Origin of the sequence: Shewanella sp. TC10 (genome assembly GCF_009663145.1) — a bacterium.
Classification (GTDB): domain Bacteria; phylum Pseudomonadota; class Gammaproteobacteria; order Enterobacterales; family Shewanellaceae; genus Shewanella.
In genome coordinates, this window is sequence record NZ_VKHR01000003.1 from 114,268 (window position 1) to 130,851 (window position 16,584).

Genomic DNA, 16,584 nt, shown 5'->3' on the forward strand with positions numbered 1-16,584 from the left:
CTGGAATGGAAGAGTTAGCAGCGTTAGGAACAACGGTCACTGAATTACGCTTTGCATTAGATACGTTTTATTTTCTAATCTCAGGTGCTTTAGTCATGTGGATGGCAGCAGGTTTTGCCATGTTAGAAGCGGGTTTAGTCCGCTCAAAAAATACCACAGAAATTTTAACTAAAAACGTATGTTTATATTCAATTGCATGTGTGATGTATTTATTAGTTGGTTACAACATCATGTATGTCGATAATGTTGAAGCTGGGTGGTTGCCATCATTTGGTTCACTTATTGGTACACAAGCAGACGGTGCCGATCATGCACTTGAGTCTGACTTCTTTTTCCAAGTAGTATTCGTTGCTACAGCAATGTCGATTGTATCTGGCGCGGTTGCTGAGCGTATGAAACTTTGGTCTTTCTTACTTTTCTCTGTGGTACTAACAGCCGTTATCTATCCAATTGAAGGTTACTGGACTTGGGGTGGTGGTTTCCTTTCTGCTGCTGGTTTTGTTGACTTTGCTGGTAGTGGTATTGTTCATATGGCTGGTGCAGCTGCTGCGATTGCCGGTGTATTACTACTTGGTGCTCGTAAAGGTAAATATGGTGCAAACGGTGAAGTAAACCCAATTCCAGGTTCAAACTTACCTATGGCTACGTTAGGTATGTTCATTTTATGGATGGGCTGGTTTGGATTTAATGGTGGTTCTCAGTTGCTAGTTTCTGATGCAGAAAATGCTACAGCAGTTGCGAAAATCTTCTTGAACACAAACTCTGCCGCTGCTTTTGGTGCTGTATCAGCACTCATCGTGTGTAAGGTTGTTTGGGGTAAAGCTGATTTAACCATGATTTTAAATGGTGCATTAGCAGGCTTAGTTGCTATCACTGCTGACCCATTATCACCTTCATTATTAATGGCTGCGGTTACAGGTATTGTGGCTGGTGGTGTTGTTATCTTCTCAATCGTTGGTTTTGACCGTATTAAAATTGATGACCCAGTAGGTGCAATTTCAGTTCATGGTGTATGTGGTTTCCTAGGTTTGATGTTAGTTCCTCTATCAAACGCTGATGCTAACTTTGGTGCTCAACTTTATGGCGCATTCGTTATCTTCGCTTGGGTATTCGCTGCTTCATTTGCTGTATGGTTTGTACTGAAAGCAACTGTTGGTATCCGAGTAACGGAAGAAGAAGAGTATAACGGTATGGATGCATCAGATTGTGGTGTTGACGCATACCCAGAGTTTGTTTCAATTAAATCTGCTGGTTAATAAATGATTTAGTTTGAATTATGCTTAAAAAAGCAGAGCCGTTGAGCTCTGCTTTTTTTTGTTATAATAATGACTCAATGGGGTATTGAATAGGTTGTAATATGAGCAAGCTCGTTAAGTTAACCGTTTTAATCAGTATGGCTTTGGTATTGAGCTTGTCAGTTCATGATGTGCAAGCAGGAAAAGTCGTTGTCCGTAAAGCCTCCGAGCCTTTTGATGCTTTTGCTGTCAGAGATCAAGTACAACAAGAACATCAATGGCAAGAAATGCTGCGGATGCAGCAGCAGATCCAAATATTACAAGCTTTACCTGTAGGTTGTTTGCCAATTGCAGTTCCTTACCGCTACTTTAATTGCTCTGGCAATGCTTATCGCCCATATCCTTATCAAGGTGAAGAGGTATATATTCAAATTGATAACCCTCAAAGTTCAACAAAGAATCATCCAAAGGTAAAAGCTGTTCAATAACGAATATTAGCAGTCTATTTCATCTAAATTAACTTATCGCCAATAACGATTCATTCGTTTATTAGATAAGTTTTGTAACGTTTAAGTGTCTCATTTTCTGCGCTTGCAACTATGCTTAATTAAGGTATTTGTTGGAGCATATAAATGTTACAAGAAAATGAAAATCCAGAAAATATATTCTTTACTAGTAAGTATTCTTCTAGGTTATTGATTAATAGCTTTTATTTGTTAATGATCTCGTTCGTTTTTTCTTTCCTCACAGCTTGTAGTAGTACCACTCAGACCAAAAACACCGCAAGAGTCAGCACATTGTTCAGTGATAATGATTTTAACTCTGTGACTATTCCTGATACTGATACCATTTTTGAACTCCCAGAAGAGATGGCGAACGACATAAGAAAAGAGTATGCACGTTCTGCTGGAATTAACGGTGAGAAACAAGCCGCAAATAAATGGTTAGCTGAGTATATTGGTGCACAAGAAGGTGGATTTGAGTATCGAGACCACTACACCAGAATGGCCAGTGTCACGGCAGAGGAGCGGGCAGGGAATTGTATGTCGCTAGTGGTGTTGTCTACAGCTATTGCCGAAGTATTAGGTGTGCCAGTTAAATTTCAAGATATAGATGTTGAACCAATATGGGATAGACGAGGTGGCTTTTATTTAGTTAATGGTCACGTCAATATGAAGTTACTTCATGTGGATCAGCCCAATACTTATAGTATGCGAGGATCTGAAATATTAGTGGATTTTCTGCCTGAACGCTCGATCAGAGCTTACAAAATTCAGCAAATTAATAAACAGACTCTAGCTGGGATGTATTTTAATAATGTCGCAGCAGAAGCCTTAGTGAGAAACGAGTATGACTTAGCTTATGCGCTTGCTAAAAGAGCAATAGAGCTAGACCCGTTTTATGTGAATAGCATTAACACTCTGGCCGTCATATATCGTCATAAAGGGATGGACGATTTAGCTGAGCAAGCATATCGACATGTATTGCAGTTAGAAGCTAAGAACATAACAACCTTATATAATTTAGCGATCATTCTTGGTGAGCAAGATAGATTAGAAGAATGGAAGCAGGTACATAAAGTGTTAGAGCTTGCGCGTATCAACAATCCCTTTTATTACTTTGACATGGCTCAGCAAGCCTACTTTGAAAAGCAATATCAAGAAGCATTAGTGTGGTACAAACGGGCGGTGGATAGGGCAGATTATCGTCATGAGTTCTATTTTGGTTTGTCACGTGCATATTGGGTGACAGGGGATGAAAGAAGAGCGAAGAAGAATATGGAGAAAGCCCTAGATTTAAGTATTGATGAAACGAGTCAGCATAGGTATAGAGGTAAGCTTCAAGCAATGATGCGGCATTAACAGCCCCTAGTGACTTTTATTTTCAGAGTGATGTTATGCAAAAGTAAGCTACGTTCAGTTTAGGTTGAGCGTAGCTTTTTCGTTGCTAATAAAAAATTCACATTATGGGATACAGTGACGAATATAGCCGAAATTAATGAATTTATTAGATATTTTAAAATGTTAAATTTAAACTTATTTATTAACAGTGATTTATACTCATAAATTAGACAAAACCATAGATTGAGTGAATTATTGTATGGTACTGTTTGAATTATAAAGCTGTGCGTTATGCTTTACTGCCAAGCTTGAAGTTTGGCATAAATAAACTGTTTGCTGGAGCTGTATAAACTATGTATTACCAAAATGATGACGTTAGAATTGATGAGATAAAAGAACTATTGCCTCCTATCGCTATTTTAGAGCGATTTCCGGCGTCAGAAACGGCATCAGCAACCGTGTTTAATGCTCGTGATGGAATCCACCGTATTCTGAACCGTCAAGATGACCGTTTACTTGTGGTCATTGGCCCATGCTCTATTCATGATCCTGTTGCTGCGTTAGATTATGGCAAGCGTTTAATTGCCCTGCGTGAACAATATAAAGATCAACTTGAAATTGTTATGCGTGTTTATTTTGAAAAACCGCGTACTACAGTGGGTTGGAAAGGCTTGATTAACGATCCATACATGGACAACAGTTTTAAGCTAAATGATGGCTTAAGAACAGCACGTAAATTACTGGTTGATTTGAATGAGTCAGGAATTCCTACCGCTGGTGAGTTCCTCGATATGATCACACCACAATATGTTGCTGACATGATGTGCTGGGGCGCAATTGGTGCGCGTACGACTGAATCACAAGTTCACCGTGAACTTGCTTCAGGATTATCAAGTCCTGTTGGATTTAAAAATGGCACCGACGGTACAATTAAAGTGGCTATTGACGCCATAGGCGCAGCAAGTGCTCCGCATCACTTTTTATCGGTAACAAAGTTTGGCCATTCTGCAATCGTATCGACGAAAGGTAATCCTGATTGCCACATCATTTTACGCGGTGGTAAAGCGCCGAATTATAGCGAAAGCGATGTTACAGAGATTGAAGCTCAGTTAGAGAAAGCTAAATTACCTGCGAACATTATGATTGACTTTAGCCATGCAAATAGCAGCAAAGACTTTAAAAAACAGATGGTCGTTGCTGAAGATGTTGCAGGACAAATCAGTTCAGGTAATCAGAATATCTTTGGTGTGATGGTAGAAAGTAACATTGAAGAAGGCCGACAAGACTTAGTTGTTGGCAAAAAACTTTGTTATGGCCAAAGCATTACAGATGCTTGTATTGGTTGGAGCGATACTGAAAAGTTGCTTGCGACCTTAAGTGACAGCGTACTGAAAAGACGCGGTTAGTCATTAATAGGCTATAAATAAATTAAAAAAGGCGCTGTTCAGCGCCTTTTTTATTTGTTGGTGTTAGCTAAATATTCATTGGCTTTAGCTAGGCTTCCAAATGCCGAAATTAGATTGTTTCTTCCTTTATCTTGAAGCTCAGGGTTACCTGATTCAATCATCATCCATACCCATGTTTGTATTAATTGTAATGGTGGGTGCTGAACTTTTGTTGCGTCTAACATGTTGCTTCCTTTGAACGGGGAAAAAATGTTAATGGCTAGTATAATGCGCCAAAAAGTATCGATTAAAGAGTATCAAATTCTCTTTGGATGCTGAACTAGAAACAAGCTAATAATTGCATATTTAGCAAATTATTTTATAAAAGCTAGCCTTTATAATTACTTAAAAACAGTTTTTGTAATTCAAAAGTTTTACGTATGGCGATTTTTTACAACCTAAAATCTAAAAAAGCGCGTGAAGGAAGTCAAAACTTCTCGAGATTTATTGATATGGAATAAATTTCAACTCCATATAATAGTGTTAACTTATTGTTGTGTTGATTGTGGTACTGGCTAAATTTTTAATGCTGGTGCTATTTTGAAAGTGAAATTAGTGTAATTGGTGAAAGTAAATGAGACCGTCAGCATATTTTGATGGGCCAGTAGGAAAGCTAAACTGGCAAGTAGTGAGATTGTTATGGCCCTATTTATTTGAGTTCAAAGGGCGAATTTTTCTGGCGATGTTATGTCTTATTGTCGCCAAACTAGCCAGTGTCGGCTTACCTTTTATATTAAAAGACTTAGTCGATAGTTTAGATGGTCAAAAAACTGCAGCGATAGTGGCAGTTCCCGTCGCTTTAGTTATCGCCTACGGATCTGTTAGGTTCTTGAATGTCATTATTGGTGAAATAAGAGATACGCTGTTTGGGCGTGTCACAGAAAGAGCGATCAGGCGACTTGGTCTGGCTGTATTTGAGCACTTACATCGACTAGATCTTGATTTTCATTTAGACCGAAGAACAGGCGGGTTATCGCGAGACATTGAGCGTGGTACTAGTGGTATCAGCTTTTTGATGCGATTTATGGTATTCAATATTGTGCCAACGCTACTTGAAATAAGCTTAGTGATCATCATTTTCTTCTTTAATTATGGTATTGGTTTTGCGTTGATTACGCTGCTAGCTGTGGTTGCTTATATTGGTTATTCAATAATAGCAACGGAGTGGAGAACTGGTTTTGTTAGAGATGCTGCTAATGCAGATTCCCTATCAAATACCCGCGCCGTTGACAGTTTATTGAACTATGAAACGGTGAAGTATTTTAATAATGAGCGTTATGAGTCAGACCGATATGATGCTGCGCTAGATCAATGGGAAGTGGCCAAACGTAAAAATAGGTTGTCATTATTTGCCCTTAATGCCGGGCAAGCGTTAATCATTGCTGTGGCAATGACCGCTATGATGTGGTTGGCAGCTTATGAAGTGACAGCTGGCAATATGACACTCGGTGATTTTGTGTTGATTAATGCCTTTATGATGCAGTTGTTTATACCGCTTAACTTTTTAGGTTTTGTATATCGTGAAATTCGTGGTGCGTTAGCCAATATTGAACGTATGTTTGGCTTGCTAGACAAGATCCCAGCGATTAAAGATAGTCCAAGAGCATCTGATGTTGTCCCCACAAAAGGGGAGCTGAGTTTTAATCGTATTTGCTTTAACTATGACGAAAGAACCATTTTAAAAGACGTCAGCTTTACCATTCCAGCAGGCCAGAAAGTTGCCGTTGTGGGTGAAAGTGGTGCAGGTAAATCAACGCTGATTAAACTGCTATTTCGTTTTTATGATGTTGACAGTGGTGCAATAAAAATCGATGGGCAAGATATTCAACAATTGACGCAGCAAGCACTTCGTCAGTCCATCGCAATTGTTCCACAAGACACAGTGCTATTTAACGATACTATTTATAACAACATTCTGTATGGTAGGCCTACAGCGAGCGACGATGAATTAAGAGAGGCGGTTAAACTCGCTAATCTGACTGACTTTATTGAATCACTGCCTCAGCAGTGGGAAACCAAAGTTGGTGAACGAGGTTTGAAACTCTCTGGTGGTGAAAAGCAACGGGTATCTATTGCACGGGCAATTTTAAAGTCAGCTCCTATTTTGGTGTTTGATGAAGCTACGTCATCTTTAGATAGTAAATCTGAGCAGGCTATATTAACCGCATTAAAAGAGGCAGAAAAAGGTCATACAAGCTTGGTTGTAGCGCACCGTTTATCAACGATTATTGATGCTGATAAAATTGTCGTATTGAGTCAAGGAAGGATTGCTGAGCAAGGGACTCATCAGGCGTTACTTGTACAAAATGGCGTCTATGCAAAACTGTGGCGGATCCAAAATGAGCAAACAATCACACTTTGATGTGCAGCTTGTATACGTTTTCTCTCTTTGATAGTGCAGTTTTTGTGTATAATTAACTTTAATTGCCTGGAAAGGATTGAGATCGTTTAGGTAAATAGGAAATTGTCAGGTAATTAAGCCTAAGTATGGAGGTAGTTAGTGCAAAACATTTCTTTAATAGCAGCCTTAGAGGGTACACAACACAAAGTGACCACTGATTGGTTTGCAATTATGGCGACGCTTGAGAAGCGAGAAATGAATCAAGATGAACTGCAGTCTGTCTATGATGAATTATGCGCAGGCTTGATTGTGACTACCCGTGGACTAACTCTAGCTAAAATAAACGATAACGAGAGTGAAGATAGTTTATTAAAAGCAGATGATAGTGCGGCAGATATTTTGGTATAAACGCTCAAAGAACCTATTTAGCTGTAGGTTTGTGTAACAGCCTTAAAGTTAGTATTACAGTGATAAATAGACATAAAAAAAGCAATCATGATGATTGCTTTTTTATTGCCTTTTGACTTGTCTAATCGTCAATTTATCTATTTTTAGACCAGCTATGGCAGACCATTTTAATCATTGAGTTTGCGCTACTGTCTTCAGTTAATCGAGTAATTTGTCCTTGTTCAAAACAAACCTTTTCACCTTCAATCTCAGATAGCTTTTCACAGTTGCTACAGGTCAGCGACAATGATTTATGAGTCCCACCGGAAGTCATAATCGAATTTGCAGTTTTCAAAAGTTAGTCCCTAAACAAATGTGCTCTATGTCACAATTTTACACCTAATGTAAAAATAGTTCAAAGTAATGGTATGTCAATATATTAGCAATAGGTCTAATAGTTTTTACTAATTAACACTGTCAGGTGTTAAACAACTTATCAATTACTAATATTGTCGGTAAAACTTATCTAAGGAGACTGAGATACCACTTTCAGTGACAATCTTTGCATGGTGACGAGTAAGCTGTCTTGGTTCACTTACGCCGCATGAATGAGCAATAATCTTTAAATCATGATGCAATGACATATTGTAGTTTGCGACTCTTGCCGATTTATTACGCGGATCTAATCCCTGTTGTAAGTGTTTATTATGGGTAGTAATCCCAGTAGGGCAGGTATCTTTATTACACTGCAATGCTTGTATGCAGCCTAAGGCAAACATATTGCCTCTGGCTGATGCGATAAAGTCAGCACCTGTCGCCAGTGCCCATGCGACTTGGGAAGGCAACACCATTTTGCCACTAGCAATCACCTTGATTCTTTGTTTTAAGCCTTTTTGCCTGAATAAATTGATAACAATAGGTAGGCTTTCTTTTATTGGTAAACCAACATGATCCATTAATGCCTGAGGGGCGGCTCCTGTTCCACCTTCAGCACTATCTAAAGTGAAAAAGTCGGGAGCATGTTCAATACCTCGATGGTTTATTTCTTCACATAAATCAATTAACCATTGTTCATCACCTAGCACAGCCTTAATACCTGTCGGCTTACCAGTGACTTCGCGCACATGACAAATCATGTCTAGGATATCCACAACGCTATTAAATTCTGCATGGCCATTAGGGCTAATTGAATCTTGCCCTACCGGGATCCCGCGAATGGCGGCAATTTCTTCGGTGACTTTCACACCCGGTAAAATGCCTCCTTTACCAGGTTTAGCCCCTTGGCTGAGCTTTATTTCAAACATTTTGATATTGTCATGCTCTGCAATAGCGCGAAGTTTGTCATCATCTAAATGGCCATCGTCATCACGAACCCCATATTTAGCAGTTCCGATTTGAAATACGAGATCGCAATTGCCCTTTAAATGGTGCTCACTTAGCCCCCCTTCACCAGTGTTTAGCCAACAACCAGCTTGTGCGGCGCCATGAGATAAAGCGGTAACAGCTGGACGAGACAAAGCACCGAAACTCATTGCTGAAATGTGGCAAATGGTCGATGTTTGATAAGGTATTTTGCATTCAGTACCGATAGTGAGAACGTTATCTGTATGCTGATCTGAGTCGTATTTAGGAAATGCCGCATTCAAAAACATCACAGTGCCAGTTCTGTCGTGGGTTTGAGTTGAACCGAATGAAATGGTCCGATCGATATTTTTAGCAGCGCGGTAAATCCAACTGCGTTCAGCGCGATTAAAGGGTAATTCTTCACGGTCTTGGGCAAAAAAGTATTGTCTAAAAAACTCACCCTGCTTTTCAAATAGGTAACGAAAACGACCTATAACAGGGTAGTTGTGACGAATCGCTTGTTTGGTTTGTAATTTATCGGCGATATACATATAAATTACAGCGATAAAACCGATAGCAATACAGGCTAGAAATAATCCAGTAAAGATTTCTAATCCGACAATAAACCAATGTGGTTGCATTTTTGTTCCTTAAAAATGTTCGATGGCAATCGTTGAAGTATGGTGCGCGTTAAATGAGTGATATCACTAAGCTGTTCAATTTTTGACTAAATTCATTATGGATGAAGCCAAGCGATTGTTCTAGCCTAATCTTGTCAGTATTGCAGATGTCGTTTAACTCAAGGTTTTTACAAAATTGCCGATAAAGTAAGCTAACCTGAATTGTTATTGATAAATTATTGGAGCTGATGATGGAGCTATATAACCCGACGCAAATGAATGCCAAATCACACCGTCAAACTTCGTCAGATGAGATGCAGGCTAAATCTGATGCTAAGCCATTAACTGCTAATGATGGTGCCGCTGAAGTTAAAAAAACATCGGTTAGTGAGATGAGCCGAGATCTTAAAAACAGCAGCATCCTAGCAGCGCAAGAAAAAGTCAGCATCGCTGCTGGCGATCAGTCTATGGCATTGTTATACCGCGCCGCCATTGATGCGATTAATATTGAACTTGAGCCAACAATGGGCGAAAACGCGATTCAGAAAACCGCTGATAGTGAAGTCGACTATTCGCCAGAAGCAACAGCTGAGCGTATAGTCAGCTTTGCGACTAATTTCTTTTCAGTGCATCAGCAGCAGAACAGCCAAATGGAATTTACTGAGCAATTAGATAGCTTTATGGAAAAAATTTCTGGTGCGATAGATCAAGGCTTTAAAGAAGCGACTGAGATACTATCGGGTTTGAAAGTGTTTGAAGGTGACATTGCAGCTGGAGTGGAACAAACCTATAGTTTAATTCAGGCGGGGCTTGAAACTTTTAAACAAAATACAGCACCGCCGCAAGTTGACTAAAAACATTGAATATCGTCATTTATGAGTCAAGGAATAGCTTATGTGGACAACGGGTACCGTCATTGAACGTATTGAATGGAACGAGAAGTTATTCTCATTGCGTATTAAGGCCGATGTCGAGCCATTTATTGCTGGGCAATTTATCAAGCTGAGCCAAATTCGCGATGACAAACGCATTGCACGAGCTTATTCAGTTGTGAACCCACCGGGTAAGGACTATGTTGAAATTTTAGCTGTTGCGGTAGAAGAAGGGCAATTATCTCCCGATCTTCAAGCGCTTAATGTTGGTGATAATATTGAAGTCAGCACTAAGGCCGCAGGTTTTATGACCTTAGATGAAATCCCTACAGGTGCATTGCAAGGTCCGCACTTATGGTTCTTAGCGACAGGTACTGCAGTGGGTCCGTTTATCTCAATGATGGAAACTGAAGAGCCATGGTTAAGATTTGAAAAAGTCGTGTTGGTATATGGGGTAAGGTTAATTGAAGATTTAGCTTATTTACCTCAGTTACAAGCACTACAGAAAAAGTATCCCACACAATTTATTTTCATTCCTTCAGTGACTAGGGAAGCCTTTGATGGCGGACTATCATGTCGTATTCCTGATGGGCTACAAAGTGGTATTCTGGAACAAACCGCAGGAGTGGCGTTAAACCAAGATAACGCTCAGGTGATGATTTGTGGCAACCCAGGCATGATTAGCGATGCACAGACTGTACTCACCGAAAAAGGTTTAGTTAAAAACTTACGTCGTGCACCAGGTCAAATCACAGTCGAGAAATATTGGTAAAACATTACTGCAAAGGTTGTGTGAGGTGAAACTCGCGCAGCTTTTAAGCTGTTTTCTTGCCGCTGTTTTTCCATGTAATTCATAAATGTATATATAACAACACTTGCTCCTTTAGCAGCGATCTATTATCCTTTCCGCAATTGATAATTGTTATCATTTCCATAAGCAATTACTTAACCGTCAGTTTACATCAGGGTTAAGTCGTGCCAAGCCAAGGAGAATTTGGAATGAAATCGTTTAAAAGTTTAGCGCTGTTAGGTTTAGCTACAGTGACATCTATGGGATCTATTGCTGCCACTGCTGCAGATGATCTTACTGTTTACTCTTACCGACAAGCTTTTCTTGTTGAACCGATTTTAGAACAATTCACCAAGGACACAGGCATTAAAGTTAATGTCGTATTCGCTAAAGATGGTATTGCAGAGCGTATCGCTCGCGAAGGCCGTCTTTCTCCTGCTGATGTCGTGCTTACATCTGACTTTTCTCGTTTAATGGAATTGGTTGATAAAGACCTGGTTGTTGATGTTAAAAGCGATACTTTGAATAACAATATTCCTGAGCAATACCGTTCACCAGAAAATGATTGGTACGCATTAACTATGCGTGTTCGTAATGTTTACTCATCTAAAGATCGCACTGGTAAACTTGATCTTAACTACGAAGACCTAGCCTCTGAAGAGTATAAAGGTAAAATTTGTACTCGCAGTTTCAAGCATCCATATAACATTGCGCTAGTGGCATCAATGATTGCTCACCACGGTGAGGCTGAAACCAAAACTTGGCTTGAAGGTGTTAAAGCTAATTTAGCTCGTAAACCACAAGGTAACGATCGCGCACAAGTTAAAGCGGTTAAAGAAGGCCTATGTGATGTTGCGATTGGTAACAGTTATTACTTTGGTAAAATGATGACGGATCCTAAGCAAAAGAGCTGGGCTGAAGCCGTATACATTAACTTCCCTAATCAGAAAAACCGTGGTTCTCATATCAATGTGTCAGGCATGGCACTCGCAAAGTTTGCACCTAGCAAAGATAATGCTATAAAATTGATGGAATTTTTATCATCTGACGTAGCTCAAAAATCTTACGCAGAAGTGAACATGGAATATCCTGTTAAAGTGGATGTTGCACCTTCTGAAATGGTAGCTTCTTGGGGAGACTTCAAAGCTGACAGTCTGCCAATCTTTAAGTTAGCTGAAAATCATCAAGCTGCAGTGAAGCTACTTGATGAAGTAAAATTTGATCTGTAAGGATGCTTTATTTAACCGTGTGCTAAGCACACGGTACTAACTGGAAAGTATTTATGATCTTAGGCTTAACCAGAAGCTGGTCGCTCGCTGGTTATGCGATTGCGGTAATATTGATATTGCCGCTTTTTGCACTTTTAGTACAAGCAACTCTCCCTGACGAAGCTGTTTTTAGTCACCTATTTGATACCGTATTACCTACCTATATCAGCAACAGTTTGTTGTTAATGTTCAAGGTGTGTATCGGCTCCTTGCTGATTGCGGTGCCAGCCGCTTGGTTGGTGGCTAGGTGTGACTTTCCTGGGCGGCGTTATTTTCAATGGGCATTATTACTGCCATTAGCAATGCCAGCGTATATCGTCGCATATGTTTACACAGACATGCTTGATTATGCAGGCCCGGTGCAGCGTTTTCTCAGGCAAGCTTTTAGCTGGACCTCTCCGCAAGATTACTATTTCCCTGATATCCGTACCTTAACGGGTGCATCAATTATGCTGTCACTGGTGCTTTTCCCTTATATTTACTTATTAGCCCGCACTGCTTTTATGGAACAATCTTCAAGCTTATTGCATGCATCTCGCATTATGGGCTGTAGTCCGTGGAAGAGTTTTTGGCGTTTAGGTTTACCCATGGCAAGGCCAGCATTAGCAGTAGGTATGGCATTAGTGGCAATGGAAACTGCAGCTGATTTTGCAACGGTAAGCTACTTTGCAGTTCCAACATTAACAACCGCAGTATATGACACATGGCTTGGTTATGGCAGTCTTGCCGCAGCGGCAAAGTTGTCAGCCATTATGCTATTGGTCATATTTGCCATGGTAGGATTTGAGAGATTTGCTCGCCGTAAACAAGAGCTATTTCAAAAACAATCAAGACTAACTGAGTCTGACCGTTATCATCTTAAAGGTATCAAAGCTTGGCTGTCTTTTGGTTATTGTAGTTTACTAATCGTGTTGGCTTTTTTGTTGCCATTTGCTGTTCTTGCAGGTTATGCCATCGACTATTTTGATGAAAGCTGGAACAGCCGTTTTTGGCAATACAGTTTCAATAGTTTATATATTGCAGCCGTAGTGAGCTTCATTTGTGTGGTACTCGCGTTACTGATGATGTTTATTAGGCGAGTCAGTCCGCGTAAAAGTGATATTTTGCCTTCACGCTTGAGCAGTACAGGTTATGCCATTCCTGGCACAGTATTGGCGATTGGAGTGCTTGTTCCATTAACCTATCTCGATTTTGCCATTAATGACATTTACGACTATTTTGATGCTCGGGGGCCAGGGTTATTATTTACTGGCAGTGTATTTGCGTTAATTTTTGCCTTTTGTGTGCGTTTTGTGGCGATTTCGATTGGTAGTATTGAAAACAGTTATAAACGAATATCACCTTCGTTAGACATGGCCAGTATTACTATGGGGCAAAAGCCCAAGCAACTATTGTGGCGGGTTCATTTACCCTTACTTCGTAAAGGTATTTTTGCTGGTGCGTTACTTGTGTTTATTGAAAGTATGAAAGAGCTGCCAGCGGCATTATTACTAAGGCCGATAGGTTTTGAAAACCTTGCCACTCACGTGTTCCAATTCGTATCTGATGAGCAACTTGAGCATGGGGCACTCGCTGCCATTGTTATTGTGATAGTTGGACTCATCCCGTTGATTTACCTTAACCGTTCATTGGAGCAAGAGAGCTAATTATGTCCACATTGACCATTCAAAATGTAAAAAGTGACTACCAAGGGCAGGTTATTCTCAAAGGGCTAAATTTGACTTTAGAGCAAGGTGAAATTGTTGCTCTACTTGGTCCAAGTGGTTGCGGTAAAACTACCTTGCTGCGTGCTATCGCTGGGCTACAAGCCATTAGTCAAGGCAGTATTGCAATTAATGGCCAAGCATTGAGTGCTGATAATCTATTTGTTCCCAGTGAAAAACGTGGCATTGGGATGATTTTTCAAGATTACGCCTTATTTCCTCATTTAACCGTGAGCGACAATATTTTATTTGGGGTAAAGAATTTAACAGCAAAAGAGCGCAGTGATCGTCTTGATGACATGCTGCAGCTGGTTAAATTGGAAGGGCTAGGAAAGCGTTATCCCCATGAATTGTCTGGCGGACAACAGCAAAGAGTTTCCATCGCTCGTGCGCTGGCATATCAGCCTGAATTACTTTTATTAGATGAACCATTTTCTAACATTGACTCGCAAGTACGCAGTGAAATGATGCTTGAGATCAGGCAAATTCTTAAGCAGCGAAATGTCAGTGCGGTTTTTGTGACCCACAGTAAGGATGAAGCATTTGTGTTCGCTGACAAATTGGCTTTATTTAAAGACGGTGGCATTGTTCAACACGGATTAGCTGAAGAGTTATATGCAGAGCCGAATGAGCGCTATGTGGCAGAGTTTTTAGGTGAAGGTAATTATTTAACTGTCACCATTAAAAGCCCAACTCAGGTATCGTCTGTATTAGGGATAATTGAAAGTACGCAACCGGTAAACCGAGTAGCGAATACCCAAGGTGAATTGCTATTAAGGCCGCAACAAATTGATTTGCAACCAGCTGCCCAAGGACACGGTGAGATCATTGAAAGACGTTTTCTGGGTACAATTTGTCATTATTGGGTTAAAGTAGGCCAACAAACGCTCGAAGTTAGAAGTCAATTAACAACGCTGACGTTAGGTCAGAAGGTCAATTTATCAATATCGGCGCACCCTTTAGTGATATTTTAGTGACCTAAGTCTAAATTGATTAATTATTGCATAGAGCATAAGGAATAAATTGCTCAACTACCTTACAATATTAGCATCTTATTATTGTCAAAGGTGGTTGATTCCAACATGGAAACACAGAATATGCCTCGCGAACAGTTAGGAGTTTGTGCTGAAGGAAATTTGCATAGCGTCTACTTGATGTTTAATGCCAATGATGGTGTAGAAACCCAGCTGCGTCCTTGTTTAGCTAACGTTGCTCAATATATTTATGAGTTATCAGATCAATATGCTGACAGTGCCTTCAATGGCTTTGTTGCAATAGGTGCCAATTACTGGGACACCATTTACGGTGAGCAGCGTCCAGCTCAATTACGCCCTTTCCCTGCCATGCAAGAAGGTAATCGAGATGCGCCAGCAATTGAATATGATTTATTTATGCATATTCGCTGCGATCGTTACGACATCCTGCATTTAGTTGCTAATGAAATTAGCCAAATGTTTGAAGGTTTGGTTGAACTCATCGAGGAAGAACGTGGTTTCCGTTTTATGGATAGCCGCGACTTAACAGGCTTCGTGGATGGCACTGAAAATCCAAAAGGACGTAGTCGTCAAGAAGTCGCACTAGTGGCTGATGAAGATGCTGCTTTCAAAGGCGGAAGTTATGTACATGTGCAAAAGTACGCGCATAACTTAAGCAAGTGGAATCGTCTACCTCAGAAGAAACAAGAAGATATTATCGGCCGTACTAAGCAAGATGATATCGAATATGCGTCTGAAGATAAGCCGCTAACAAGCCATATTAAGCGTGTTAATTTAAAGGATGCTGACGGTAATTCGATGGAGATATTGCGTCAAAGCATGCCGTTTGGTTCGCTAAGAGAGCAAGGGTTAATGTTTATCTCAACTTGTAGCAAACCGACGCATTTTGAAGAGATGCTACGTAGTATGGTTTATGGCGATGGTCACGGAAACCATGACCACTTAATGCAGTTTACTAAGGCATTAACCGGTTCTTCATTTTTTGCTCCTTCACTCGATTTTTTAGCTCAATTCGCTAACGACTAACCTTAGTGAATTGTTAAAAAATAGGCACAAAAAAAGCAATGCTAAGGCATTGCTTTTTTATTGGGCTTTAGCTCTGAGATGACCTGAGTAAATTACTCACTATAGTTAAATAGTGACTTAACCGTTTCAAGTGTATCGTCAATGGTTTTAATGCTAGATGGACAGATGAAAATCGTGTCATCCCCAGCAATAGTGCCTAAAATCCCTTCTGGCTTACCTATCGAATCTAATAAACGTGCGATTAACTGAGCAGCACCTGGGCTTGTACGGACAACAATCATTGCTTGGTTATGATCAACGTCTAGTACTAAGTTTTTTACAGGGCTACCTGCAGTAGGTACACCTAATTCAGCAGGTAAACAATAAACCATTTCTTGTTTAGCATTTCGGGTACGTACCGCACCGAACTTACTTAACATGCGGGAAACTTTTGACTGGTTGATATTGCCAAAACCTTCAGCTTGCAGCGCATTAACTATCTCGCTTTGGCTTCCAAAGCGCTCTTCCTTTAGTATCGACTTAAACGTTCTAACGAGTTCATCCTGATTCTTGGTCGCTGGCATATTTTTTTCGTCTTATTAGTAATTTTTTAAAATGAATACAATTTATTCACAAAACAGGTGTATTTTGAATATATAAACATCACAAGTCAAGAAATAAGCTAAATTGGTGAATAAAAATTCACTTTACTGTGTAAATGGTTAAATCAGTGATTAT

16 protein-coding genes are annotated in these 16,584 nt (G+C 40.0%); 12 read left to right on the forward strand and 4 right to left on the reverse strand.

The features are described 5' to 3' along the window. The first annotated feature begins 5 nt into the window (after positions 1 to 5). The 4 genes from FNZ24_RS01775 (at position 6) to aroG (ending at position 4,482) form a co-directional block, all read left to right on the forward strand. On the forward strand, positions 6 to 1,256 hold the full coding sequence (locus FNZ24_RS01775; RefSeq protein WP_153912711.1) for an ammonium transporter: 1,251 nt from the start codon (positions 6 to 8) through the stop codon (positions 1,254 to 1,256). A gap of 101 nt (positions 1,257 to 1,357) precedes the next feature. Further along, complete coding sequence (locus FNZ24_RS01780; RefSeq protein ID WP_228768338.1) at positions 1,358 to 1,723, forward strand: hypothetical protein; 366 nt, start codon at positions 1,358 to 1,360, stop codon at positions 1,721 to 1,723. Positions 1,724 to 1,867: 144 nt separating this feature from the next. Next, positions 1,868 to 3,097 (forward strand): tetratricopeptide repeat protein, encoded by a 1,230-nt coding sequence (locus tag FNZ24_RS01785; protein WP_228768339.1) that lies wholly within the window; start codon positions 1,868 to 1,870, stop codon positions 3,095 to 3,097. Between the two features lie 332 nt (positions 3,098 to 3,429). Beyond that, positions 3,430 to 4,482: a 3-deoxy-7-phosphoheptulonate synthase AroG gene (gene aroG / locus FNZ24_RS01790; protein WP_153912712.1), complete on the forward strand. Its 1,053-nt coding sequence runs from the start codon at positions 3,430 to 3,432 to the stop codon at positions 4,480 to 4,482. A gap of 50 nt (positions 4,483 to 4,532) precedes the next feature. On the opposite strand, the gene FNZ24_RS01795 is transcribed toward aroG, so the two are convergent. Then, on the reverse strand, positions 4,533 to 4,706 hold the full coding sequence (locus FNZ24_RS01795) for a hypothetical protein (protein ID WP_119967651.1): 174 nt from the start codon (positions 4,704 to 4,706) through the stop codon (positions 4,533 to 4,535). Between the two features lie 389 nt (positions 4,707 to 5,095). Between FNZ24_RS01795 and FNZ24_RS01800 the strand changes: the two genes are divergently transcribed. Beyond that, the gene (locus tag FNZ24_RS01800; protein ID WP_153912713.1) at positions 5,096 to 6,883 is read left to right on the forward strand and encodes an ABCB family ABC transporter ATP-binding protein/permease; all 1,788 of its coding nucleotides are present in this window, start codon (positions 5,096 to 5,098) and stop codon (positions 6,881 to 6,883) included. Positions 6,884 to 7,021: 138 nt separating this feature from the next. Continuing rightward, positions 7,022 to 7,270 carry a hypothetical protein gene (locus tag FNZ24_RS01805; RefSeq protein ID WP_153912714.1) on the forward strand — a complete coding sequence of 83 codons (249 nt, stop codon included), beginning with the start codon at positions 7,022 to 7,024 and terminating at the stop codon, positions 7,268 to 7,270. Positions 7,271 to 7,403: 133 nt separating this feature from the next. On the opposite strand, the gene FNZ24_RS01810 is transcribed toward FNZ24_RS01805, so the two are convergent. Continuing rightward, positions 7,404 to 7,604 carry a hypothetical protein gene (locus FNZ24_RS01810; RefSeq protein ID WP_228768340.1) on the reverse strand — a complete coding sequence of 67 codons (201 nt, stop codon included), beginning with the start codon at positions 7,602 to 7,604 and terminating at the stop codon, positions 7,404 to 7,406. Between the two features lie 148 nt (positions 7,605 to 7,752). Continuing rightward, positions 7,753 to 9,234, reverse strand: coding sequence for an FMN-binding glutamate synthase family protein (locus FNZ24_RS01815; RefSeq protein WP_153912715.1), 1,482 nt, complete (start codon positions 9,232 to 9,234; stop codon positions 7,753 to 7,755). A gap of 230 nt (positions 9,235 to 9,464) precedes the next feature. Between FNZ24_RS01815 and FNZ24_RS01820 the strand changes: the two genes are divergently transcribed. From FNZ24_RS01820 to FNZ24_RS01845, 6 genes are all read left to right on the forward strand, one after another. Further along, positions 9,465 to 10,067, forward strand: a complete 603-nt coding sequence (locus FNZ24_RS01820; RefSeq protein WP_153912716.1) for a DUF5610 domain-containing protein — start codon at positions 9,465 to 9,467, stop codon at positions 10,065 to 10,067. 40 nt (positions 10,068 to 10,107) lie between these two features. Continuing rightward, positions 10,108 to 10,857 carry a ferredoxin--NADP reductase gene (locus FNZ24_RS01825; RefSeq protein ID WP_153912717.1) on the forward strand — a complete coding sequence of 250 codons (750 nt, stop codon included), beginning with the start codon at positions 10,108 to 10,110 and terminating at the stop codon, positions 10,855 to 10,857. 227 nt (positions 10,858 to 11,084) lie between these two features. Continuing rightward, positions 11,085 to 12,104 (forward strand): Fe(3+) ABC transporter substrate-binding protein, encoded by a 1,020-nt coding sequence (locus tag FNZ24_RS01830; protein ID WP_153912718.1) that lies wholly within the window; start codon positions 11,085 to 11,087, stop codon positions 12,102 to 12,104. A 53-nt stretch (positions 12,105 to 12,157) separates the two neighbouring features. Further along, positions 12,158 to 13,789 carry an ABC transporter permease gene (locus FNZ24_RS01835; RefSeq protein WP_153912719.1) on the forward strand — a complete coding sequence of 544 codons (1,632 nt, stop codon included), beginning with the start codon at positions 12,158 to 12,160 and terminating at the stop codon, positions 13,787 to 13,789. Positions 13,790 to 13,791: 2 nt separating this feature from the next. Then, positions 13,792 to 14,820, forward strand: coding sequence for an ABC transporter ATP-binding protein (locus FNZ24_RS01840; RefSeq protein WP_153912720.1), 1,029 nt, complete (start codon positions 13,792 to 13,794; stop codon positions 14,818 to 14,820). Between the two features lie 108 nt (positions 14,821 to 14,928). Continuing rightward, the gene (locus FNZ24_RS01845) at positions 14,929 to 15,867 is read left to right on the forward strand and encodes a Dyp-type peroxidase (RefSeq protein ID WP_153912721.1); all 939 of its coding nucleotides are present in this window, start codon (positions 14,929 to 14,931) and stop codon (positions 15,865 to 15,867) included. A gap of 92 nt (positions 15,868 to 15,959) precedes the next feature. On the opposite strand, the gene argR is transcribed toward FNZ24_RS01845, so the two are convergent. After that, a complete protein-coding gene (argR, locus tag FNZ24_RS01850) occupies positions 15,960 to 16,430 on the reverse strand; it encodes a transcriptional regulator ArgR (protein ID WP_153912722.1) in 471 nt (156 codons plus the stop codon). Positions 16,431 to 16,584: the final 154 nt, after the last annotated feature.